We start from the raw sequence: 20805 nt of genomic DNA, 5'->3' as shown, positions 1-20805 counted from the left end.
TTCCCGCGACCCGAGCTTCGCCGCCGTCGACCGTGAGGATTCCCGGGTCGCGCAGAAAGCCATCGGGTAATACTCGGGCCTACAACTGGGCCTGGCGGATGCAGTCATCCGCTGCGGACCGGGTCCGGGCGCCGTATCACTGCGGTGCGATGACCGGCAGCCTGGGGAAGTACGACCGGAACCGGGCGGCGTCCCGAGTCAGCAGCCGGTAACCCGCCACCGCGGCATGTGCGCCGATATAGAAGTCCGGCAGGGGCGACCGCCGGTCACCCCCGTTGCGGCGGTAGGCCCGGAAAGCCCGGGCGGCGAGAAAACCCGCATCCCAAGGCAACGGCTCCCGGTCGAAGACCGCCGCCGGAAGCGCCTGTTCCAGTTCCTCTTTTGTCGCGTACCCGATCGACACCTCGGAATAGATCAGCGGGTTGATCACTACGCGACCACGATTTCGCGCCGCTACCAGCTCCCGTTCAGACCATGAGCTCCAGGTGGGGTCGCCGTCCAGGACGTCGATGAGCACGCACGAGTCGATGAGCGTCGCGGGAGTCAGCGACGTGACCGGTTCAGTCACGCAACAGCGCCATGATTTCGTCGGTGCTGAGGCCGACGATATCCGGGTTGGTGAAGCGATGCCGACGCAGATGCTCGACCATCCGCTCTCCCGGGCTGTCGTCACCGGTCCGCACCACGATGCGTAGCACGCCACCTTCATCGATCACATCGAGCTCATCGCCCTCGCGGAGGTTATAGCGGGCACGTAGGTCAGCTGGGATGGTGACCTGCCCGTTGCCATTCAATCGCAAGGCCCGCTCCGTTCTATTAGGTGACCATCTAATAGATGGTAGCGGCGGGGCGTGCCCCCCGCTACCCAACCTGTCTTCTGCTTGTGCCGCCACTACATATCGAGGCCGAGGTCGAGTACGCGTACTGAGTGGGTCAAGGCACCCACGGCGAGGTAGTCGACTCCGGTGCGGGCGTAGTCGGCGGCCACGTCCAGGGTCAGGCTTCCGGAGGATTCCAGTTTCATGTCCGGGGCGAAGGCGCTGCGGCGCTGGACGGCGGCCTGGGTCTGCCGGAGGGGGAAATTGTCCAGGAGGACCAGTTGCACGTTCTCGGCGAGGACCGCGTCGAGTTGGTCGAGGGTGCGGCCGTGGCGGTCCAGATACCGCCGGAAGGCATCTTCGAGATCGAGGGCTCGCATCCGCGTTATTGTGCCAGAGCCGAATTCGCCGGATCAGCGCTGGAGTTCTTCCGCTGGGTCGACCCGAAGTCGAGGTGATAGCCTTTGTTCGCAATCAATAGTCAGCGCCGCAGGTGGTGGAGGAGGCGTCGACCCGACAGCATGTGTGCTGCTGGGACGACGTGGCGCCCAACACCTGGAGAATGCCATGACCTCCCCTCGTGATGTCCGACTCGACTCCGAGAACGATATTGTGGTCGCCCCCTTCTTCGATGCGGTCAGCGCGACAGTCGGAGATCCACAACTGAGCGAGTTGTTGCACCGGCGCCACGTCGAACTCCGACAGTCACATCGCCACCTCGACGATGATGGACCTACCGCGACCAATATGGCCGTTGCTATGGCTCTTCTCGCTGCCGACCAGATCCTTCGTGAGCGGGTTCCCGATCTCGAGCAGCGCCGCGGCCTGCTCGAGCACGCGCTCGTGGAGCCGCTCGCCGATATCACTCGCCAGGCAACCGAGGCGGCTCTCGACTCTTCCGACGATCCGTTCACCGCGATGGTGGCCACCACACGCCAACGTGAGGCCGAGTCCTTCGGCCCACGGTTCGTATTCACCCATCCGATCGACAGTGACTCGGAATTCATCTCGGACGTGCAGCACTGTTTCTTCCACGAGTTGCTGGTCGGCCACGGGGCCGGTTATCTCACCCCGATCTTGTGCGCGTTCGACGCCAACTGGATGGACGGGGTAACCCCGGCACGCCATGGGTTCACAGTCGACCGCGTGAGCACGATCGGCACCGGCGGGAGAAGTTGCCCGTTCCGATTCCGCCGAACCAGTCGTGATTCGATCCCGCCCATGTCGGCCCGGTAGCAACCGACCGAACTGATGCAGGGTGAAGCGGCCCGTCCTGAAACCTGAAACCGTGTACTGGAACGCCGGCCGGGCGGCGACGCGGTCGGGGTCACAATCGGGGGCGAGAAACCGCCGGACCGATACGAGTGATCAGAGCACGGCTCATCTTCCTGCCGCCGCTACATATCGAGGCCGAGATCGAGTACGCGAACGGAGTGGGTCAAGGCACCCACGGCGAGGTAGTCGACTCCGGTACGGGCGTAGTCGGCGGCCACGTCCAGGGTCAGGCTTCCGGAGGATTCCAGTTTCGTGTCCGGGGCCAGGGCGTTGCGGCGCTGGACGGCGGCCTGGGTCTGCCAGAGGGGGAAATTGTCCAGGAGGACCAGTTGCACGTTCTCGGCGAGGACCGCGTCGAGTTGGTCGAGGTTGTCGACCTCTACCTCGCATTCGATATCCGGGGCCGCGGCGCGTACCGCGCGCAGGGCCGCGACCACCGAACCCGCGGCGACCACGTGGTTGTCCTTGATGAGCGCCGCGTCACCCAGGCCCATCCGGTGGTTCACGCCGCCGCCGGCCCGTACCGCGTACTTCTGCAGGGCGCGCAGGCCGGGCAGGGTTTTGCGGCTGTCCCGGATGCGGCAGTGCGTACCGGCGACCGCGTCCACCCAGGCCGCGGTCGCGGTGGCGATACCGGACAGGTGGCAGAGCAGGTTGAGCATGGTGCGTTCGGCGGTGAGCAGGCCGCGGGTGGGGGCGATGACACCGAAGGCGGTGTCTCCGGCCGCGATGCGGGTGCCGTCGGGGACGCGTTCGGTGATCTCGTAGTTGTCGGTGCCGATCACTTCGTCCAGCACCAGCAAGCCGATATCGATACCCGCGACCGTGCCCGGCTGCCGGGCGACGACCGCGGCCTTCACCGCGGCGTCGGCGGGAACCGTGGCGGCGGTGGTGATATCGGGGCCGTACCGCAGGTCCTCGTCGAGGGCGGTGCGGATGAGACCGCGGATTGCCTCGCGGTCCAGCCCGGCGTCCAAAGTCATTGTCAACTCCTCATATCCGATTCCGCCGCCCGGCGGCGGACGATCATTCGATCAGCCCTGTCCGAAGCACCATCGGCCGCGGCGCACAGTTCCTGAGGCACCGAGCCCGACCGCAACTCACGACGGCGCCGCCAGCGGTGTGGCGTCAGCAATTCCGCATGGCACACCGGCAACCCGCTGCGGTTGTTCTCCGCCGTCGGCGACTACGCCGGGCGTGTCCGCGCTTTCGGCGATAACTTCGGGTCGGCCCATACCGTTCGAGCCCACCACGATCGGGCGGGCCGAGCTCGCGACCGGCTCCGGATGGTCGGCGCGGGTATGGCAGCCGCGACTCTCGGTGCGCGCGGCGGCAGCCGACAGCATCGCGCGCGCGGTCACCGTGAGAGCGGCGTCCTCGAACCACGCGACCAGGTCTGCTCGTTTCCGGTATCCGGGGTCACCGGCGGACATACGCTCCCCGGCGACCTGCGCGACCGCGGTATCCAGGGCGTGTGCGGCCTGTTCGAGACCGGCCCCGTCGCGGACGACCGCCGCGTGCTCGGTCATTGCCTGCTGGACCCGGCCGCGCGGCAGAGCCGGCCGCGATCCCGCGGACCAAACGGTGACCCGTGCCGGTTCACCCAGCCGCTCGAGCGCGGCCAGACCCGCACGTTCCCCCATCACCAGCCCCTCGAGCAGGCTGTTGGAGGCCAGCCGGTTCGCTCCGTGCAATCCGGTGCGCGCCACCTCTCCGGCCGCGTACAGTCCGGGAACTCCTGTGCGCCCGTGCAGATCGGTGACCACTCCCCCGCACTGGTAGTGCGCGGCGGGCGCGACCGGCACCAGGTCGCGGCGCGGATCGATTCCGGCGGCGCGGCAGGAGGCGGTGATCGTCGGGAACCGGCGGATGAACTCGGCGACGCCCCGGGCGTCGAGGTAGACGTGGTCGTCGCCCAGTTGCCGCATCCGCGCGGCGATCGCCCGGGACACCACGTCCCGCGGGGCCAGGTCTCCGCGCGGATGCACCCCGGCGGTCACCGGCGCGCCGCGTGAATCGACCAGGACGGCGCCTTCGCCGCGGACCGCCTCGCTGATCAGCGGCTGCCGCCCGGCGCCACCCGGCGTGTACAGGACCGTGGGATGGAATTGCACGAACTCGAGGTCGGCCACGACCGCGCCCGCCCACAACGCCAGTGCGACCCCGTCCGCCGTCGCCCCGGAAGGGTTGGTGCTCAACGCATACAACTGACCGAGGCCACCGGTTGCCAGCAGCACCGCCGGCGCGTGCACATACCCCAGGCCGCGGCCGGAGACGGCGACCACTCCCTGTACTTCGCCCGCGTCGACAACGACCTCGAGTACGGCGGTCCCGAACAGTACGGGTAGTCCCGCCGCCGACAGCGCCCGCTGCACTTCCGCGCCCGTCGCGTCGCCGCCGGCGTGGATGATGCGGCGGGTGCTGTGCCCGCCTTCGCGGGTCCGGGAGATCTGGCCGTCGCGGCCGAGGTCGAAGACCGCGCCGAGATCGGTGAGGGCGGCCACCGCGTCGGGTCCGGCTTCCACAATGGACCGGACCGCGCCGGGGTCGCACAACCCGCCACCTGCCGCGAGGGTGTCGGCGACATGGGAGTCCACCGAATCACCCCGCGGGGCGACAACGGCGATACCGCCCTGCGCGTATTGGGTGGCGGTATCGCCGGCCCCGCCCTTGCTCAGAATCAATACCCGCAGACCGCGGCGCGAGGCAGCGCGCGCCGCGGTGAGCCCGGCGACGCCGCCGCCGATCACGACCAGATCCGCGCGCTCTTCCCACGCGGGATCCCACCGTTCACCGATCATCGTGTCCTCCACTGTCCAGCGGATCACCGACGGGCCGAGGGCGCGGCCGGCAGCACAGGCCGAATATCGGCCGACCGGGCCCGGCGGGCGGCCGCGCCGATCCGGTGACCGGCCGGTCGGACCTCCCCGACCGCCCGGACTTCCCCACGGATTGCCTCGACCTGCCCGCCACCCGTGCTCACCTGCTCGCCGGTCACCGGCCGTCTCCAGCACCCGATCGCCCGTGCGGCAGCGTCATTCCCCGCCGCCGGGATTACCGATTTCGATCATGCGCTGGACCGAATTACGGGCCTGCGCCGCGGTTTCCGGGTCGACATGTACCTCGTCGCGATTCTCGTCCAGGCAGCGCAGCAGCGCGGCCGGGGTGATCATCTTCATGTATTTGCAGGCGGCGCGATCGTTCACGGCCTGGAAATCGATACCCGGTGCGGCCTTGCGCAACTGGTGCAACATGCCGACCTCGGTCGCGACCAGCACCTGGCTGGATTTCGCCGCGCGGGCCGCGTCGATCATGCCGCCGGTGGACAGGATGTGGACCCGGTCGGCCGGGAATTCACCCTCGCCCGCCAGGTACAGCGCGGAGGTCGCGCAGCCGCATTCCGGGTGCACGAAGAGTTCGGCGTCGGGGTGGGCCCGTGCCTGATCGTTGAGTTCGTCACCGTTGATTCCGGCGTGGACGTGGCATTCGCCCATCCAGATATGCATGTTCTCGCGGCCGGTTTCCCGTTTGACGTGCGCGCCCAGGAACTGGTCGGGCAGGAACAGCACCTCGCGGGCGGGGTCGATCGAGGCGACCACGTCCACGGCGTTGGACGAGGTGCAGCAGATATCGGTCAGCCCCTTCACGGCGGCGGTGGTGTTGACATAGGAGACCACCACCGCGTCCGGATGCTCGGCCTTCCAGTCGCGCAGGTCCTCGGCGGTGATCGAATCGGCCAGTGAGCAGCCCGCCCGCTGGTCGGGGATCAGCACGGTCTTCTCCGGGCTCAGGATCTTGGCTGTTTCGGCCATGAAATGCACCCCGCAGAACACGATCGTGCCCTCGGGCGCCTCGGCCGCGATCCGGGAAAGCGCCAGCGAATCGCCCACGTGGTCGGCCACGTCCTGGATCTCCGGCAGCTGGTAATTGTGCGCGAGAATCGTCGCGTTGCGTTGCCGCGCCAGGCGTTTCACCTCGGCCGCCCACTCCGGCGTCGCCTCCACTCCGGTATAGCCCGAGGGCCCGTCGCTGATCCGCTCCCGCAGTGCGGTACCCGGCGCCGGGGCCAATTCTGATCCCATCGTCGCCATGGTCGCTCCTTCCTTCGCGCTCTCGGCAGCTCTGCCGATTAGCACTCAACCAGGTTTTCGACTTATGATCGAAAACGTGGACCAGTTTAGCACCATCCATGAATCGCTCACCGCGGTGTTCCAGGTTCGCCGCTTCCCGGCCGATATACCCGCAGGTGAGAGCGGTCGGAACCGGAAAACCGACCGCCGGGCAGGGCAGCGCAGCGAGCTCGCGGTACTGCTGTGGCAGCGCGCTCTCGACCCACAGCAGGGCACCTGGTCACTACCGGGGGGCCGGTTACGCAACGACGAGGACCTGGACACCTCGGCCCGCCGCCAGCTCGCCGAGAAAGTCGATGTGCGGGAGGTCGACCACCTCGAACAACTCTCGGTGTTCAGCGCCCCGGATCGCGTGCCCGGGCCGCGCCGGATCGCCTCGGCCTACCTCGGGCTGGTGCCGCTGACCGCCGACCCGCGGCTGCCCTCCGATACCCGCTGGCATCCGGTGTCCGCACTCCCGGAGATGTCCTTCGACCACGGAACCGTTGTGCGCCATGCCCGTACCCGCCTGGCCGCGAAACTGTCCTACACCAATATTTCGTTCGCACTGGCGCCGGACCGGTTCACCATGTCGATCCTTCGCGAAATCTACTGCGCGGCATTGGGTTACGATGTCGACACAACGAACCTGCAGCGCGTTCTGACGCGCCGCAAGGTCATCACCCCCACCGGCGATACGGCCGCACCGGGACGCGCCGGCGGACGCCCCGCCTCGGTCTACCGCTTCACCGACTCCGGGCTGCGGGTCACCGACGAATTCGCGGCACTGCGCCCCCGCACCTGATCTGTCGCCGCATGCCGCAGCGCCGGAAAACTGAATGCTCTCCGGACATTCCGGCGCTACCGTATCCAGGGCGCGTCCGATCGGGTATGGAGTAACGGCAGCTCACCGGATTTTGATTCCGATAGTCCAGGTTCGAATCCTGGTACCCGAGCAACGTAGTCGCCCGACGGCCCACGAAAATCCGCCGGGCGCAATTTCGTTCAGGTCCGCATCTGCGGCCGCGGAACCCGCGTCCGGCGTTCCGGCGGCGCGCCCCGATCCACCACCCAGGCGATCAGCTCGATGAACCAGAACAGCACCAGAAATACTGTGACCACGACGGTCGGTATCGCCAAGAATACGATGGACAGCACCGCGACCAGCATGAACACCGCGAACGCGGCCGGGGATATACCCTCCAGCCGGCTCCCGAACCGCACCGCCGTCCACATCATCCAGCGCCGCGGTCGCGATACATCGCATTCGCGCAATGCCCGCCGGAAGAGACCGTCGGCATCGGCTTTGCCGACCCGTTCGGTACGCAACAGGAAATCATGCAGGATGGCCGCCCGGGTGTAGACCCCATAGCGCGGGATCAGCCAGACGAACGGACGCGGCACCGAGGCGAAATCGGTGCGGAAGTCCACTGGGACCTCGAAGGTTTCGTTCGCACCCTCATAGATCAGCGGCTCCCGGACCTTCCAGAACTCCCCGTCGATCTCCTCCACCACAAGCGAGCTGGTGAACCCCACGCCATCTTCTCCCTGTCGTCCTGCGCAACGCGCCCAGCCTACGACCGGCGGGCGGGGTTCGCGCGCCGGGCGGTACCCGGTCCCGCTCCGCGAGACAGCCGGGAGGAGAACCCGACGACCCTACGAGAACCTTTGCTGTTCCCCGTTTTCCGGTCCGGGTCAGCGCGCGTTACTCCGGCGGTTTCGGCCCCGGCGGCGGTGAATCCTGCGATGACGACACCGAGGCGCCCTCGGATGCCGCCGGCGATCCGGGCTCGACCGGGCCGCCCGCCGGCACTCGATCGCTCGCGCGTCCCGGGTGAAGGGGGACATCGCCGGGTTCGGGGTCGGCGTAGGGCTGCGGACGCGATTCCCCGAAAGGACTCATGAATCCGCTGCCGAGATCCTCGGTGGCGCTGAGCCCGGCCAGGATCAAGATGACCAGCGCGGCGGTCAACGGCTGGGTCAGCAGCGCGAGCGGGCTCTCCAGATCGACAGGCAATGCCACGATCTGCCCCACCGGCGGATTGTCGGGCCGCGGGTTGTCCCAGGTGTTGACGACCCCGCCGATCCACGCCATCGCCCATGCCCCGGCCGCCGAACCCAGCAGCAGGCCGACGAGCTGGATCGGGCCGCGCATCCGCCGCCACCGCCATGCCGCGGCCGCCGAGAGCAGGCCGACCACCCCGCCCGCGCCCGCGAAGATCGCCAGCGCGTCGAACCGGTGCAGGCTCTCCCCCACCAGGGTCGCGCCGCGGCCGGGTTCGACCACCAGCAGCAGTTCGGTCGGCGCCAGCAGACCCCAGACCACACCCGCGAACAGGCTCGCCAGGATCACCGCGCCGAACAGAACCGCGGCGGCCCGCAGCTCTTTGCGCACGCCTCTGCCACGCTCGCCTGGCACCACTACCGCCTTTCCAGACGCGCGGAATCGATGACCCCGTGCCGCGAGCACTGGGCCCGCCAGGCCTCCGGGTCGACCTGCACGACCATCCGGCGGCCGCAGTGCTCGCAGAACCGCGGTGGTTCGAGTCCCAGTACGACGGCCCGGGAGGCCGGCTCGTCGTGCCCGGGCACGATCCGGGTGCCCGTGAACGGGTTGTAGCGCTCGTCCATATCGCCGACAGTACTCATGGGACCGTTGCTTCCGCGGTTGGCGCCGCCGATCAGAATGTCTCGTTGAGTGCCTTGATCGGCATCTGGAGTTCACCGAGCAGGTCCAGGTCGCGTTCGGCCGGCCGGCCGAGGGTGGTCAGATAGTTGCCCACGATAACGGCGTTGATCCCGCCCAGGATTCCCTGCTGGGCGCCCAGATCGCCGAGCGTGATCTCACGCCCCCCGGCGAAGCGCAGAATGGTCCGCGGCAACGCGAGACGGAAGGCGGCCACGGCCCGCAGCGCGTCCGCGGCGGGCATAACGTCCAGATCGCCGAAGGGGGTGCCCGGGCGTGGGTTCAAGAAGTTCAGCGGCACCTCGTCGGGTTCGAGGGAGGCCAGGTCGGCGGCGAATTCGGCCCGCTGTTCGAGGGTTTCCCCCATGCCCAGGATTCCGCCGCAGCAGACCTCCATCCCGGCCTCGCGCACCATCCGCAGGGTGTCCCAGCGTTCCTCCCAGGTATGGGTCGTGACCACGTTCGGGAAGTAGGAGCGGGCGGTTTCCAGGTTGTGGTTGTAGCGGTGGACGCCCATCGCGGCGAGCCGGTCCACCTGATCCTGGGTGAGCATGCCGATCGAGCACGCGACCTGGATATCCACCTCGTTCCGGATCGCCTCCACCCCGGCGGCCACCTGCGCCATGAGCCGCTCGTCGGGTCCACGGACCGCGGCGACGATGCAGAATTCGGTGGCGCCGGTTTTCGCGGTCTGTTTGGCCGCTTCGACCAGGCTGGGGATATCGAGCCAGGCCGCACGGACCGGCGAGGCGAACAGGCCCGATTGCGAGCAGAAATGGCAGTCCTCCGGGCAGCCGCCGGTCTTGAGACTGATGATGCCCTCGACCTCGACCTCCGGACCGCACCACTTCATCCGGACGTCGTGGGCGAGTTCGAGTAGTTGCTCGAGCCGGTCGTCACCGAGGCGCAGAACCGCGAGGGTCTGTTCCCGGGACAGCCCGATTCCGCGCTCGAGCACCTGCTCCCGGGCGACGGTCAGCACGTCATCGGCGGGCGCAGTGGCGGCTGCGGGGGTGACGGGGGCCTCGGTCACTGGCGTATCCCTTCCTCGGGAGGTGTGCCCGGCGGGTCCGGGACACCGAACTTGAACAGTGTTCAGGACAGGGTAGCGGCAAAGATTGAACAGCGTTCAGGCTGGGGTAGCGTCAGGGTCGCATCGAAGCCACCGGGAGGACGGACTGTGCAGCTACACCGAGACGACGTCGTGGACGGGGCCCTCACCATCCTCGACCAGTACGGCCTCGCCGACCTCACCATGCGCCGGCTCGCGGGTGCGCTACGGGTTCAGCCGGGGGCGCTGTACTGGCACTTCCCGAACAAGCAGGCACTGCTGGGCGCTGTCGCCGACCGGATACTGGCACCGATGGAACAACCGGTGAGCGCGGGCGACTGGTCGGGCGCGCTCACGGAACTGGCACACCGGTTACGGGACTGCCTGCTCACCTACCGTGACGGTGCGGAACTGGTCTCGGCCACCTACGCGTCACGTCTCACCACCAGCAAGGGCCGGGAACGTTTCGCGGAGGCGGTGATCCGCGCGGGGATGCCCCCCGAACATGCCGAACTTGCGGCGTACACGCTGCTGTATTACGTGCTCGGCCAGACTGTCGACGAACAGTCACGGATACAGATGGATTCGGCGGGCGCACTTCCGGTTGCAGCGGAATCCGATTCCGGCTCCGCCGAACTCGCGGAAGGCCCCGATCCGACGGCGCGCTTCGACTTCGGGCTACAACTGTTCACGGCCGGGATCCGGCATCAGCTGGGGTGTGTTCACGACGTCGTCTCGGGCGGGGCGGGGGCTGGTCGGCCCGGGTCCTGACTGCCCACGCTTTGAGGTAACCCCGCTCTCGGCGTGACCCACCCTCGGCCCAACTCACCCCGGCGTGACCCCGCGCTTGGCGTAACCAACTCTCAGCGTAGACCATCCACGAAGGGGCGGGCTGTGTTATTGGAGCCGCTCCGCGGCTCGAGGGCGGGGCCCTGTTAACCCGGTTCTTCACTCCCGGCGCTCAGTCGCTGCGCTCCTTCGCTCTGGTCGCTCCAGAACCGGGCGGGCCCCGCCCCGGGAGGCTTGGCATACGGGGGGTGGAATGTCGGGGCTCGCTTTCGGAATGTCGTTCGGGGGGCAACGGTGGCTGTGTTGGGCAACCTTCGGTGTCGTGGGTCGGGGGCCTCGCGACGTCGGGTCTTCAGCCCCGGGGGGCCGGTCCGGCCAGGTAGGACCTCGACGTGGGTGTGGGTGGTCCACGGGAGGGCCCGCACGCTGCGTGGCGGACTTGAACGGTGTTCAAGTATGGTGGCGCTTGTGATTCCCGATCCTCTGGCCTGGCTCGACGACCACGCGGCAGCCCGCGCGAGCGCCGGTTTGCGGCGGCGGCTGCGGCCGCGGGCCGCGAGTTCGGCGACCCTGGACCTGGCTTCGAACGACTATCTGGGACTCGCCCGGCATCGCGAGGTGGTTGGCGGCGCGGTCGCGGCGGTGCATCGCTGGGGTGCCGGGGCGACCGGTTCACGGCTGGTTACGGGGACAACGACGGACCATGAGCTGCTCGAAACCGAACTGGCCGAATTCACCGGGTTCCCGGCGGGGCTGGTTTTCGCGACCGGTTACGCGGCAAATCTCGGGGCCGTGACGGCCCTCGCGGGCCGGGGGGCGCTGATCGTCTCCGACGCGGGGTGCCACGCCTCCCTGGTGGATGCCTGCCGACTCTCCCGGGCCCGGGTGGCGATCGCACCACACCGCGATACCGCGGCGGTCGCCCGGCTGCTGGCCGAACGTGACGAGGAGCGTGCGCTGGTACTCACCGATTCGGTCTTCAGCGCCGACGGTGATCTCGCGCCCCTGGCCGAACTGCACCGGGTGACCCGGGCGCACGGTGCGGTACTGCTCGTCGACGAAGCGCACGGACTCGGGGTGCGCGGCCGCGGCGGGCGCGGGCTGGTGCACGAGACCGGGCTGGCCGGCGAACCGGATGTGGTGGTCACGGCGACTCTGTCCAAGGCCCTCGCCGCCCAGGGTGGCGCCGTACTGGCCGGGGAACGCGTGCGAGCGCATCTGATCGACACCGCCCGCACCATGATCTTCGATACCGGCCTGGCACCCGGCGCCGTCGGCGCGGCCCGGGCCGCACTGGGAATTCTGCGCCGCGAGCCCGACCTCGGGCAGCGGGTGCTGGATCGGGCCGCCGATATCGCCCGGATCGCCGGAGTCGCCGCGCCCGAATCGGCCGTTGTGCCCGTGGTACTCGGCGACCCGCGGATCGCCTACGACGCCGCCCTCGCCTGCCGTGCGCAAGGCGTCGAGGTGGGGTGTTTCCGCCCGCCCTCGGTCCCCGAGGGCACCTCCCGGCTGCGGTTGACCGCGCGCGCCGACCTGACTCCCGCCGATCTCGAAACCCTCGAAGCGGTTCTGCGCCCCGTGCTGGCCCGAGCTCGCGATGCCGGGGTGGTACCCGCATGACCCTGCTGTTCGTCACCGGAACCTCCACCGAGGTCGGCAAAACAGTCACCACGGCCGCCCTGGCCGCCACCGCCCGCGCCGCCGGGCGAACAGTCGCTGTCTGCAAACCCGCGCAAACCGGTGTCGCGGCAACCGAACCCGGCGATCTCGCCACGATCAGCGCACTGTCCGGGGTCACCCGGACACTCGAACTGGCGCGCTACCCCGATCCGCTCGCCCCCGATACCGCGGCCCGCCGATGCGGTGCCGATCTGCTCACTCTTTCCGAAACCGCCGACGCGGTAACGGATCTCGATTCCGCCGACCTGGTCCTGGTGGAGGGCGCCGGGGGTCTGCTGGTGCGGTTGGGTGAATTCACTCTCCTCGACCTCGCCCGCGAACTCGCCGCGCCGGTACTGGTCGTCACCGCGCCGGGCCTGGGAACCCTCAACCACACCGAGCTCACCACCCGGGCCCTGCGGCAGGCCGGTGTGCATTGCGGTGGGCTGGTGGTGGGCTCCTGGCCGCGGCGACCCGATCTGGCGACCCGGACCAACCGCACCGATCTGCCGCGGGTCACCGGCGCGGAACTCGTCGGCGCCGTCCCCGCGGGCGCCGGATCGTGGGCACCGCGGAAGTTCCGGTCGGCCGCACCCGGCTGGTTCGCCCGGGACTGGACACAGCGGCACCTCGGGATCACCGTCGCGGAACACGAGTTCGGCCTGGTAGCAGGCACCGTCACTGCCTAGAGTGCGAGTATGAGCACGACCAGGAACGCCCGGGAGACCGCCGCGTCACCGGCCACCGTCTCCGAGGGCCATCCGGTCCCGGCCGGATCCCCGCCGATCCCCCACGGCAGAACCGGATACCGCGTAGCCACAGCCGGGATCCAGGTCCGTGCGCGCCCGTCCGGCACATCATGAGAAAGACCCGGATGCACCCGGCCCATCCGACCGAACTCGATCCCGCCGATGCGGCGACCGCGCCCCTGTGGCGGGCGGTCCAGGCGTTCCGCCTGGTCACACTCGCGTATGCGGTCGGCCAGCAGATCGCCTCGGTGCAGTATTACCAGAACCAGCGGTTGAGCTGGCTTTTCATCGCTCTCATGGTGATCTGGTCCGGGATCTCCGCCCTGCTGCTGGCACAGTGGCACACCCCCGACACCGCGCGTACCCGCACCCTGGTGACCCTGGGCGATCACCTGGTGGTGCTCGGTCTGATCGCGGCCACCCCGCTGGTGGCCGACTACAGCTGGTATCACGGGCATCAGCCGCTACCCACCACCATGTGGTCCGCGAACGCGGTCATGTCCGCCGCCATCCTGCGCGGTCCGCTCGCCGGGGTGGCCTCGGGCCTGCTCATCGCGGCGACGATCATCACCATGCGTCAGCAGTGGGGTGAGGACGTCTGGGCGGACGCGACGGCACCGGTCCTGGTATCGGTGGGGCTGGCATTGGGACTGGCCGCCAGCACCGCGCGCCGCGCCCAGGAACAGCTGCAGCGCGCGGTGCGGCTCACCGCCGCGGCCGAGGAACGGGAACGCCTGGCCCGTCAGGTGCACGACGGTGTGCTGCAGATCCTCGCCTACGTCAAGCGGCGAGGTATCGAAATAGGCGGCCCGGCCACCGAATTGGCGCAGCGGGCCGGCGAACAGGAGGTCGCGCTGCGCCGGCTCATCTCCGAACAGGGCGCCCATGCCGATACGGGCGAAACCACGGTCGATCTCCGTCCGCTGCTCACCGCGCACGCGACCCCCGGCGTGGTCGTCTCGACCCCCGGTGAACCGGTACCTATCGGACGCTGGACCGCCCAGGAGATCGCCGCCGCCGTCACCGCCACCCTCACCAATGTGGAACTCCACGCCGGACCCGACGCACGCGCCTACGTCCTGCTCGAGGACACCGGCACCGAGGTGATCGTCAGCGTCCGCGACGACGGAGTCGGCATCCCGCCCGGCCGCCTCGCGGAGGCCGAAAACGAAGGCCGTATGGGAGTCTCGCGATCGATCACCGGCCGCATCACCGCGCTCGGCGGTATCGCCGAACTGCTCACCGCCGGCACCGTCGGCGAAGGCACCGAATGGGAGTTCCGAATCCCGCGATCGTGAGAACCCGGCACCTCCATGGCGGCGAAACCGGGGGATCCGATCACGTGCGCAGGATGGCGGCGGCGGTCGCCGCGATGGTCCGGTCGCTGTCGGCGGCCAGCGTGGTGAGGGCCTCTCGCGCTGCCGCACCGGGAATCTCGGCCAGTGCCTGGGTGATCCGCAGACGTGCCCGGGTGTCCGAGGTGTTGCCGAACTCGTCCCGCAGACCTCGGACGATATCGTTCGCGGAAGCACCGGCCTCCGCCAGCGAGCCCAGAATCTCGGCAGCTTCCACATCGGACCGCCCCTCGACCACCATGCCGAGTAGGACAGGCACCGCATCGGCGATTCGCCGGGAGCCCAGCGCCAGGGCGGCCCGCTCGCGCACCGCCACATCGGAATCGTCGAGAGCCCTGCGCAACAACGCCGTCGCGGCCGCGGTCGGCACCGCCGCGATCGCGACAGCCGCGCGGTGGCGGACCTCGGCCGCCGGTGAGTCCAGGCCGGCGGCCAGATCCGGTAACCCCTCGCCATCCGCCCTGGCCAGCGACCACAGCAGCGCGCCGGCGACATTCGGATCGTCCTCCGACAGCGCCGCTTCGACCAGCGATTCGACCGGTAACGATGCGCCTCCGTGCTGCGACAGCACCGCTTGCTGGCGGCGCGCGCCGGACTCCGATTCGAGTGCCCGCAGCAGGGTGACGATGCCGATCACCTCGCCCCATTGCGCCGGCGCGGCCGCCTCGACGCGTTCGAGTTTCCTGAGCAACTCCTCCTGCACGGCGATCCGCGCCCGCGTATGCCGGATGAGGTCCCCCACCAACCCGGTCGGGGTGGCGCCGGGCTCGTCCAGCGCCGCCCCGACATCGCTCAGTGAGAGTCCCAGCGTCCGGAGGCATTCGACGCGGAAGAGGCGGCGGATATCGTCGGCGGAGTACTCCCGGTAACCGCCGGAGGTGCGGCCGGTCGGTTGCACCAGCCCCAGCCTGTCGTAGTGACGCAGCATTCGGGTGCTGACACCGGATCGCCGTGACACTTCGCCGATCAACATCGGACCGCCTCCTTCTACGCGTCCGGCCCGGTCGCGGCGACGCGCTCGGCGAGCTCGGACGACAGGGTGAAACCGCTGTCCGGGTCGAGACGAAGTTGCTCGGTGGCCTCGGCATGAGCCCGCACACCCGGATCGGGACTCGTCATGGCGGCAGCCAGCACGGGGGCGGCGGCCTCGCCGAGCGATACCAGGGCCCGGCTCGCGCTGAGCTGCACCTCGCGATCACCCCGGCCGAGCGCGGCGGCCAGATCGGCGGCGAGCCCACTCTCTTCGCCGGACGGAACGAGCACCACCGCGGCCCGCCACGCGCTGAGGGCGACCTCGTCGTGTTCATCGTGCAGCAGTGCCGTCACCGCGGGCCAGGCGCTCCGGTCACCGATCTTGGACAGGGTGTGCAGCGCCTGACTGCGGGCCTGGGCCGTACCGGACCCGAGTTCCGCGAGTAACCGCGGGACCGTGATCTCGGCGGGTAACCGGCACAACGCCCAGGTCAGCATGTCCCGGACGAAGAAGTCCGGCTCTACCGCGCACCGGGCGACGAGGGACTCCAGGAGTCGCGGATCGCCCTGCGTCCCAGCGGAGAGGGCCGCGCGTAGCCGAATCGACGGATCGGCGCCGGCCAGGGCGGCGATAAGGCGAGCATCCGGCTCACCCTGGTGGGTTGTGTTCATATCGACCACCTCCTTCGCCGGCCATTGGAGTCCTTGTCACGATGTCAAGGTCAAGTCGTGGAGTCACAACGACGCGCAGGCTAGCGTTGATCCCCGTACCGGGTTGTTTCGGTATCGGCGGCTCCCGCCGAACCGGGCGCGGGTGCGGTACCGGGATCAGGAAGGAGCGGCGGCGTGACCGGCGAGGCAGCGGAGACCATTTCGGTGATGGTCGTCGACGATCATCCGATCTGGCGGGAAGGGGTGGCCCGCGATCTCGGCGCGGCCGGGTTCCAGGTGGTGGCCACCGCGGAGGACACCGCGGCCGCCGTCCGGCGCGCCGCCGCCGTCCGGCCGCGGGTCGTCCTCATGGATATGCAACTCCCCGACGGGAACGGTGCCCTGGCAACGGCCGAAGTATTACGGGTCTCACCGGACAGCCGGGTGCTGGTGCTCTCGGCATCCGGCGAACGCGACGATGTCCTGGACGCCGTGAAAGCCGGCGCCTCCGGATACCTGGTCAAGAGCGCCTCGGCCGACGAGCTCGTTGCCGCCGTGCACGATACGGCCGCCGGGCAGGCGGTTTTCACACCCGGGCTGGCCGGGCTGGTGCTGGGCGAATACCGGCGGATGGCCACCGCCCCCAGCGACCCGGGAACCCCGGACCGCCCCGCACTCACCGACCGCGAGACCGAGGTGCTGCGCCTGGTCGCCAAAGGCCTGTCCGCCCGGCAGATCGCCACCCGCCTGCACCTCAGCCATCGCACGGTCGAAAACCACGTCCAAGCGACCTTGCGCAAACTCCAGCTCGCCAACCGGGTGGAGCTCACCCGCTACGTGATCGAACAGGGCCTCGACGAATAACCGCGGCACTGGCGGCGTTCGGGTAGATCCCGGCGCGGCACCGAGTAGTCCTACTCATCCGCACGGCCCCCCGGGCGGCCGACGATCGATACATGACGATGTCGATCGATCCGGCGCTGGTCGCCCGGCTGTCCGGTGAGTTCAGCTCCCTCGCCGGCGATCTCACCGCGCTCGGCGGCCGGATGGGCACGCTCGGCCGCGATTTGGAATCGCTGCAGCGGCACGTGCGGTCGGCGGCACCGGCCGGAGCCGAATCGGCCGGTGGCCCCGCCATTTCGCCGCAACCGGGCTCCGGAGCCGGTACCGCGTCCGCTCCGGCCGCGGTACCGGCCGACCCGGCGAGCGGCGGGACCGGATCAGGGAAGACCACGGCACCGGCCGGCGCACCGACGCCGGAAGCGGTGCCGTCGACCGGTGTGCGCGTCGGCGGGGTGCACACACCGGATATGCCGGGCGCGGCTGCCTCCACTGCGGGAGTAGCCGTGCCCGGTCAACAGCACTGGGTATCCGAGAGGACGCAGCAATCTGCGGGCTGGTCCGGGCCGCACTCCGGCCACGGCGCGCCGGCCGACGCGCGGGCGGCCGAATCGCGACAGCCGACGGTCGGACCGAGACAGGAGAACCACTCCACGCAGGCGGTCTGGGGTGCACCTCCGAAGACTCCGAGCAGACCGGTAACCACGGCACATATGTATCGGGAGGCGGTACAGCAGTACCCCGCCGCCGCGGGGCACGGATATCCATATCCGGGCTCACCGCCACCCCGGGCGATGGGAATATCCAGCCCGGTGCCGTCACGTACGCCGTGGTGGCAACGGGAAGGGGTTATCAGCCGGGTGCTCGCGGTCGCCGGTGTGGCCGTCACCCTCATCGGTGTCGTCATGTTGCTGGTGCTCGCCGCCCAGGCGGGTATTTTCGGGCCCGTCCCCCGGGTGCTCGCCGGAGCCGTCTTCTCCGCGGCTCTGGTGGGCGCCGGGATGCGCGTCTATCGCCGTACCGGTGGCCGGGTGGGCGGAACAGCGCTCGCGGCAACCGGTTTCGCGGGGGCCTACCTCGATGTGGTGGCGGTGACCACGATATACGGCTGGCTGCACCCGGTTCCCGGGTTCGCCGCGGCGCTCGGTGTCGCGGCGGCCGGGGTCGGCCTGGCCGTGCAGTGGCGCTCCCAGCCTCTCGCGGTGCTGGTGGTTGCCGGAGCGGCCGTACTCGCCCCCTTCGTCACGACCGGACCTGTCCTGCTCGCCTTCCTGATCGTCCTGCAGCTGGCCTGTGTGCCGGTGCAGATCCGGCACGATTGGCCGTTCCTGCATCTCGTCCGTACGGTGCCGGCGGCGCTGGCCATCCAGCTCACGATCGTCGCTTACGCCATCGACTCCCCGGACGACAACCGTCCGGCACTGGTACTCACCGCGGCTGTGGCGATGGCCGTGATCGGGCTCGCCGGCACAGTTCCGGTGGTCCGGAAACGGCCGGGCGATCTCGTCGCGAGTATGACCTGCGCCCTCGCGATCACGCCGCTACTCGCCGCGCCCGCACTGTTCGAGCGCCCTGCGGCGACAGTGATCTCGTCGGTCTACGCGGTGGCCCTGCTGGCCGTCGCCGCGACGGCCCTGCTACCGAAAGTCCGGGATATCGCCCGGCTCCCGGGGCATACCGCGATCGTCGCCGCCACCGGAGGTTCCTTCGCACTCCTCGAATCCTGCTGGGGCGTCACCACCGCGACCACGCTGCCGCTGGTGCTGTTCCTCGTCGCCGCCTGCTACCTGGGGATCGCGGGGCAGGCCCGGAACCGGGTGCCTGTATTCCTCGGCCTCGGGTACGCGGCGCTCGGTGTGCCGGCCTTCCTGACGGTCGCCGGCCCGGAAACACTGGCCACACCCGCCCGCGCTGTCAGCGGTCTGACCTTTGCCGCCGCGGCCTCGGCGGTCGCCGGCCTGGGTGTCGTCGCGGTGGGACTGTGGGCGGTGCGCCGGACGTTCGGTCCGTCCGCCGACGACACGGGGACAACTCTGCTGTGGATCGGCGGCAGCGTCGCGGCGCTCTACCTGGTGACTGCCGCCGCGGTATCGTTCGGAGTGGCTTCCGGCGCAGCGGACGGGTTCGTCATCGGCCACAGCATCGCCACCATCGTCTGGATGGCCGGCGCGCTGGCCGCACTGCAGTACGGGCTGCGGAACCTGGGCACCGAAGCGCCGGCGAACGCGAAGGTCGCCTTGGGGTCCGGGCTACTGGTCAGTGCCGCCGCGCCGGCGAAACTGTTCCTGTTCGACCTGGCCACACTCGACGGATTGATCCGGGTCGCGGCGTTCCTGGTGGTCGGCATCCTGTTGCTGATCGCGGGAACCCGCTACGCCCGGGCCTTCGCCGAGACAACAGCGCGCGGACCGGACCGTCCGGTCGACAACCGGACCTGATCCGCCTCACGACGAGGTGCGCGCCGCCGCCACCATCGCGCCGGTGACGGTCGCGAGATCCTCGCTGTCGCTGATGAAGGGCGGCATGGCATAGATCAGGTCGCGGAACGGCCTGATCCAGGCGCCGGCACCGACTGCCGCGGCGGTCGCCGCGCGCATATCCACCGGGCGGTGGAGCTGGATCACGCCGATACCACCCAGCACCCGCACCTCGGCCACACCCGGCAGTTCCCCGGCCGGAGCCAGCCCGGCGCGCAACCCGGATTCGAGCTGCGCCACCTCACCCCGCCAATCCCGCGACAGCAGCAGTTCGATCGAGGCGACCGCGACCGCGCAGGCGAGGGGATTGCCCATGAAAGTCGGCCCGTGCATGAGACCCCCGTGGGCCGCACTGACGGTCTCGGCCAACTCCGTGGTGCACAGTGTCGCGGCGAGAGTCATATAGCCGCCGGTGAGCGCCTTGCCCACACACATGACATCGGGTGCCACACCTGCCTGTTCGGCCGCGAAAAGCGTTCCGGTGCGGCCGAATCCGGTGGCGATCTCGTCGAAGACCAACAGCACCCCGTGTTCGTCGCAGAGCCGGCGCAGATCCGCCAGATAGCGGGGATCGTGCCAGCGCATCCCACCGGCACCCTGCACGACCGGTTCCACCACCACCGCGGCGAGTTCGGGCGCGTGCCGGGCCAGGGCTTCCTCGAGTTCGCCCACATAGTCCCGGCGGTACTCCTGCGGCGGCGCCGGGACGAAGACCTGCTCGGCCAGTACGTCGGTCCACAGGGAGTGCATCCCACCCTCGGGATCGCACACGCTCATCGGCGTGAACGTGTCACCGTGATAGCCACCGCGCCAGGTGAGCAGGCGGCGTTTGCCCGGTTTCCCCACCGAGCGCCAGTACTGCAGGCATATTTTCACCGCGACCTCGACCGATACGGAGCCGGAGTCGCAGAGGAACACCTTCTCCAGACCGGCGGGCGTATGCCGGACCAGCAGTTCGGACAGGCGGACCGCGGGTTCGTGGGTGAGCCCGCCGAACATCACATGACTCATCCGCCGCGCCTGTTCGACCAGCGCCGCGTCGAGCACCGGATGCCGGTAGCCGTGCACCGCGGCCCACCAGGAGCTCATACCGTCGACCAGCCGGCGTCCGTCGGCGAGGGTCAGCCGGGTACCCGACGCCGACGCGACGACCAGTGGTTCGGTGGTCGCCGGGAAACCACCGTAGGGGTGCCACACGTGGCGCGCGTCCAGCGCCGAGATCTGCGCGGCGGTGAGCGGCGCGGAGGCAGCGGTCACGGTGCGATCCTCTCCATCGGAGACGGGCGGCCGCCCGCAGGCGACCTGAACACCGTTCAAGTTACCAATACCGATCCGCGCTGCCGCGTCCCGTCCACCGAGGCGCAACCGCCA

The 20805-nt window shown here is 69.5% G+C and carries 21 protein-coding genes, 1 tRNA gene and 1 pseudogene; 9 read left to right on the top strand and 14 right to left on the bottom strand.

Annotated elements, in window-relative coordinates; translation table 11 throughout:
* Nucleotides 1–136: 136 nt before the first annotated feature.
* The 3 genes and pseudogenes from ABZ827_RS12580 to ABZ827_RS12570 all read right to left on the bottom strand — a co-directional run.
* Entirely contained in the window at nucleotides 137–568 is a 432-nt protein-coding gene (locus ABZ827_RS12580; RefSeq protein ID WP_357236357.1) for a type II toxin-antitoxin system VapC family toxin, read from the bottom strand.
* Nucleotides 561–800, bottom strand: coding sequence for an AbrB/MazE/SpoVT family DNA-binding domain-containing protein (locus tag ABZ827_RS12575; protein WP_357236355.1), 240 nt, complete (start codon nucleotides 798–800; stop codon nucleotides 561–563). The genes ABZ827_RS12580 and ABZ827_RS12575 overlap by 8 nt, the downstream gene beginning before the upstream one ends.
* Nucleotides 801–892: 92 nt before the next feature.
* Nucleotides 893–1141 (bottom strand): annotated as a pseudogene (locus ABZ827_RS12570) (nicotinate-nucleotide diphosphorylase (carboxylating)); the annotation flags it as partial.
* Between the two features lie 244 nt (nucleotides 1142–1385).
* Here ABZ827_RS12570 and ABZ827_RS12565 point away from each other — a divergent pair.
* On the top strand, nucleotides 1386–2054 hold the full coding sequence (locus ABZ827_RS12565; RefSeq protein WP_357236353.1) for an L-2-amino-thiazoline-4-carboxylic acid hydrolase: 669 nt from the start codon (nucleotides 1386–1388) through the stop codon (nucleotides 2052–2054).
* A gap of 161 nt (nucleotides 2055–2215) precedes the next feature.
* Here the strand turns inward: ABZ827_RS12565 and nadC are convergent, their stop codons facing one another.
* The 3 genes from nadC to nadA all read right to left on the bottom strand — a co-directional run bounded on the left by nadC (nucleotide 2216) and on the right by nadA (nucleotide 6175).
* The gene (gene nadC, locus ABZ827_RS12560) at nucleotides 2216–3076 is read right to left on the bottom strand and encodes a carboxylating nicotinate-nucleotide diphosphorylase (protein WP_357236351.1); all 861 of its coding nucleotides are present in this window, start codon (nucleotides 3074–3076) and stop codon (nucleotides 2216–2218) included.
* A 117-nt stretch (nucleotides 3077–3193) separates the two neighbouring features.
* Entirely contained in the window at nucleotides 3194–4894 is a 1701-nt protein-coding gene (locus ABZ827_RS12555) for an L-aspartate oxidase (RefSeq protein ID WP_357236349.1), read from the bottom strand.
* A gap of 234 nt (nucleotides 4895–5128) precedes the next feature.
* Nucleotides 5129–6175 (bottom strand): quinolinate synthase NadA, encoded by a 1047-nt coding sequence (nadA, locus tag ABZ827_RS12550; RefSeq protein ID WP_357236347.1) that lies wholly within the window; start codon nucleotides 6173–6175, stop codon nucleotides 5129–5131.
* An 85-nt stretch (nucleotides 6176–6260) separates the two neighbouring features.
* On the opposite strand from nadA, the gene ABZ827_RS12545 reads away from it, so the two are divergent.
* Nucleotides 6261–7007, top strand: a complete 747-nt coding sequence (locus tag ABZ827_RS12545; RefSeq protein WP_357236345.1) for an NUDIX domain-containing protein — start codon at nucleotides 6261–6263, stop codon at nucleotides 7005–7007.
* Between the two features lie 80 nt (nucleotides 7008–7087).
* Nucleotides 7088–7158: transfer RNA gene (locus ABZ827_RS12540), tRNA-Gln, on the top strand.
* Between the two features lie 49 nt (nucleotides 7159–7207).
* On the opposite strand, the gene ABZ827_RS12535 is transcribed toward ABZ827_RS12540, so the two are convergent.
* From ABZ827_RS12535 to bioB, 4 genes are all read right to left on the bottom strand, one after another.
* Entirely contained in the window at nucleotides 7208–7738 is a 531-nt protein-coding gene (locus tag ABZ827_RS12535; protein ID WP_357236343.1) for a DUF1353 domain-containing protein, read from the bottom strand.
* A 169-nt stretch (nucleotides 7739–7907) separates the two neighbouring features.
* Complete coding sequence (locus ABZ827_RS12530) at nucleotides 7908–8621, bottom strand: DUF2567 domain-containing protein (RefSeq protein ID WP_357236341.1); 714 nt, start codon at nucleotides 8619–8621, stop codon at nucleotides 7908–7910.
* Between the two features lie 2 nt (nucleotides 8622–8623).
* Nucleotides 8624–8851 (bottom strand): hypothetical protein, encoded by a 228-nt coding sequence (locus tag ABZ827_RS12525; RefSeq protein WP_357236339.1) that lies wholly within the window; start codon nucleotides 8849–8851, stop codon nucleotides 8624–8626.
* Between the two features lie 32 nt (nucleotides 8852–8883).
* Nucleotides 8884–9921 (bottom strand): biotin synthase BioB, encoded by a 1038-nt coding sequence (bioB, locus tag ABZ827_RS12520; protein ID WP_357236337.1) that lies wholly within the window; start codon nucleotides 9919–9921, stop codon nucleotides 8884–8886.
* Nucleotides 9922–10068: 147 nt separating this feature from the next.
* On the opposite strand from bioB, the gene ABZ827_RS12515 reads away from it, so the two are divergent.
* The 3 genes from ABZ827_RS12515 (at nucleotide 10069) to bioD (ending at nucleotide 13079) form a co-directional block, all read left to right on the top strand.
* Nucleotides 10069–10710: a TetR/AcrR family transcriptional regulator C-terminal domain-containing protein gene (locus ABZ827_RS12515; RefSeq protein ID WP_357236335.1), complete on the top strand. Its 642-nt coding sequence runs from the start codon at nucleotides 10069–10071 to the stop codon at nucleotides 10708–10710.
* 474 nt (nucleotides 10711–11184) lie between these two features.
* Nucleotides 11185–12351, top strand: coding sequence for an 8-amino-7-oxononanoate synthase (locus tag ABZ827_RS12510; RefSeq protein ID WP_357236333.1), 1167 nt, complete (start codon nucleotides 11185–11187; stop codon nucleotides 12349–12351).
* Complete coding sequence (gene bioD, locus ABZ827_RS12505; protein ID WP_357236331.1) at nucleotides 12348–13079, top strand: dethiobiotin synthase; 732 nt, start codon at nucleotides 12348–12350, stop codon at nucleotides 13077–13079. The genes ABZ827_RS12510 and bioD overlap by 4 nt, the downstream gene beginning before the upstream one ends.
* Here bioD and ABZ827_RS12500 read toward each other — a convergent pair.
* Nucleotides 13076–13210, bottom strand: a complete 135-nt coding sequence (locus tag ABZ827_RS12500; protein WP_357236329.1) for a hypothetical protein — start codon at nucleotides 13208–13210, stop codon at nucleotides 13076–13078. The two genes, bioD and ABZ827_RS12500, sit on opposite strands and share 4 nt — an antisense overlap.
* Nucleotides 13211–13264: 54 nt before the next feature.
* Here ABZ827_RS12500 and ABZ827_RS12495 point away from each other — a divergent pair, with 54 nt between their 5' ends.
* On the top strand, nucleotides 13265–14437 hold the full coding sequence (locus tag ABZ827_RS12495) for a DUF5931 domain-containing protein (RefSeq protein ID WP_357236327.1): 1173 nt from the start codon (nucleotides 13265–13267) through the stop codon (nucleotides 14435–14437).
* Nucleotides 14438–14477: 40 nt separating this feature from the next.
* Here ABZ827_RS12495 and ABZ827_RS12490 read toward each other — a convergent pair whose 3' ends face one another.
* Both ABZ827_RS12490 and ABZ827_RS12485 read right to left on the bottom strand, forming a co-directional pair.
* Complete coding sequence (locus ABZ827_RS12490) at nucleotides 14478–15467, bottom strand: MerR family transcriptional regulator (RefSeq protein WP_357236325.1); 990 nt, start codon at nucleotides 15465–15467, stop codon at nucleotides 14478–14480.
* 14 nt (nucleotides 15468–15481) lie between these two features.
* On the bottom strand, nucleotides 15482–16138 hold the full coding sequence (locus tag ABZ827_RS12485) for a HEAT repeat domain-containing protein (RefSeq protein WP_357236323.1): 657 nt from the start codon (nucleotides 16136–16138) through the stop codon (nucleotides 15482–15484).
* 207 nt (nucleotides 16139–16345) lie between these two features.
* On the opposite strand from ABZ827_RS12485, the gene ABZ827_RS12480 reads away from it, so the two are divergent.
* Nucleotides 16346–16981 carry a response regulator transcription factor gene (locus ABZ827_RS12480; RefSeq protein WP_357236652.1) on the top strand — a complete coding sequence of 212 codons (636 nt, stop codon included), beginning with the start codon at nucleotides 16346–16348 and terminating at the stop codon, nucleotides 16979–16981.
* 92 nt (nucleotides 16982–17073) lie between these two features.
* A complete protein-coding gene (locus tag ABZ827_RS12475; RefSeq protein WP_357236321.1) occupies nucleotides 17074–19395 on the top strand; it encodes a DUF2339 domain-containing protein in 2322 nt (773 codons plus the stop codon).
* Between the two features lie 6 nt (nucleotides 19396–19401).
* Here ABZ827_RS12475 and ABZ827_RS12470 read toward each other — a convergent pair whose 3' ends face one another.
* Entirely contained in the window at nucleotides 19402–20691 is a 1290-nt protein-coding gene (locus ABZ827_RS12470; RefSeq protein ID WP_357236319.1) for an adenosylmethionine--8-amino-7-oxononanoate transaminase, read from the bottom strand.
* Nucleotides 20692–20805 lie beyond the last annotated feature (114 nt).

This window comes from Nocardia sp. NPDC019395, from assembly GCF_040632335.1.
In the GTDB taxonomy this organism is placed as follows: domain Bacteria; phylum Actinomycetota; class Actinomycetes; order Mycobacteriales; family Mycobacteriaceae; genus Nocardia.
The sequence above is the reverse complement of the archived record's forward strand: the minus strand, read 5'-3'. Positions and strand labels throughout refer to the sequence as shown.

Bases quoted from the DNA above. Each gene is read 5' to 3' on its own strand.
- ABZ827_RS12565 (WP_357236353.1), top strand. From the start codon at position 1,386: ATGACCTCCCCTCGTGATGTCCGACTCGACTCCGAGAACGATATTGTG.
- nadC (WP_357236351.1), bottom strand. From the start codon at position 3,076: ATGACTTTGGACGCCGGGCTGGACCGCGAGGCAATCCGCGGTCTCATC.
- ABZ827_RS12555 (WP_357236349.1), bottom strand. From the start codon at position 4,894: ATGATCGGTGAACGGTGGGATCCCGCGTGGGAAGAGCGCGCGGATCTG.
- nadA (WP_357236347.1), bottom strand. From the start codon at position 6,175: ATGGGATCAGAATTGGCCCCGGCGCCGGGTACCGCACTGCGGGAGCGG.
- ABZ827_RS12525 (WP_357236339.1), bottom strand. From the start codon at position 8,851: ATGAGTACTGTCGGCGATATGGACGAGCGCTACAACCCGTTCACGGGC.
- ABZ827_RS12510 (WP_357236333.1), top strand. From the start codon at position 11,185: ATGGTGGCGCTTGTGATTCCCGATCCTCTGGCCTGGCTCGACGACCAC.
- bioD (WP_357236331.1), top strand. From the start codon at position 12,348: ATGACCCTGCTGTTCGTCACCGGAACCTCCACCGAGGTCGGCAAAACA.
- ABZ827_RS12495 (WP_357236327.1), top strand. From the start codon at position 13,265: ATGCACCCGGCCCATCCGACCGAACTCGATCCCGCCGATGCGGCGACC.
- ABZ827_RS12490 (WP_357236325.1), bottom strand. From the start codon at position 15,467: ATGTTGATCGGCGAAGTGTCACGGCGATCCGGTGTCAGCACCCGAATG.
- ABZ827_RS12485 (WP_357236323.1), bottom strand. From the start codon at position 16,138: ATGAACACAACCCACCAGGGTGAGCCGGATGCTCGCCTTATCGCCGCC.
- ABZ827_RS12480 (WP_357236652.1), top strand. From the start codon at position 16,346: ATGGTCGTCGACGATCATCCGATCTGGCGGGAAGGGGTGGCCCGCGAT.
- ABZ827_RS12475 (WP_357236321.1), top strand. From the start codon at position 17,074: ATGACGATGTCGATCGATCCGGCGCTGGTCGCCCGGCTGTCCGGTGAG.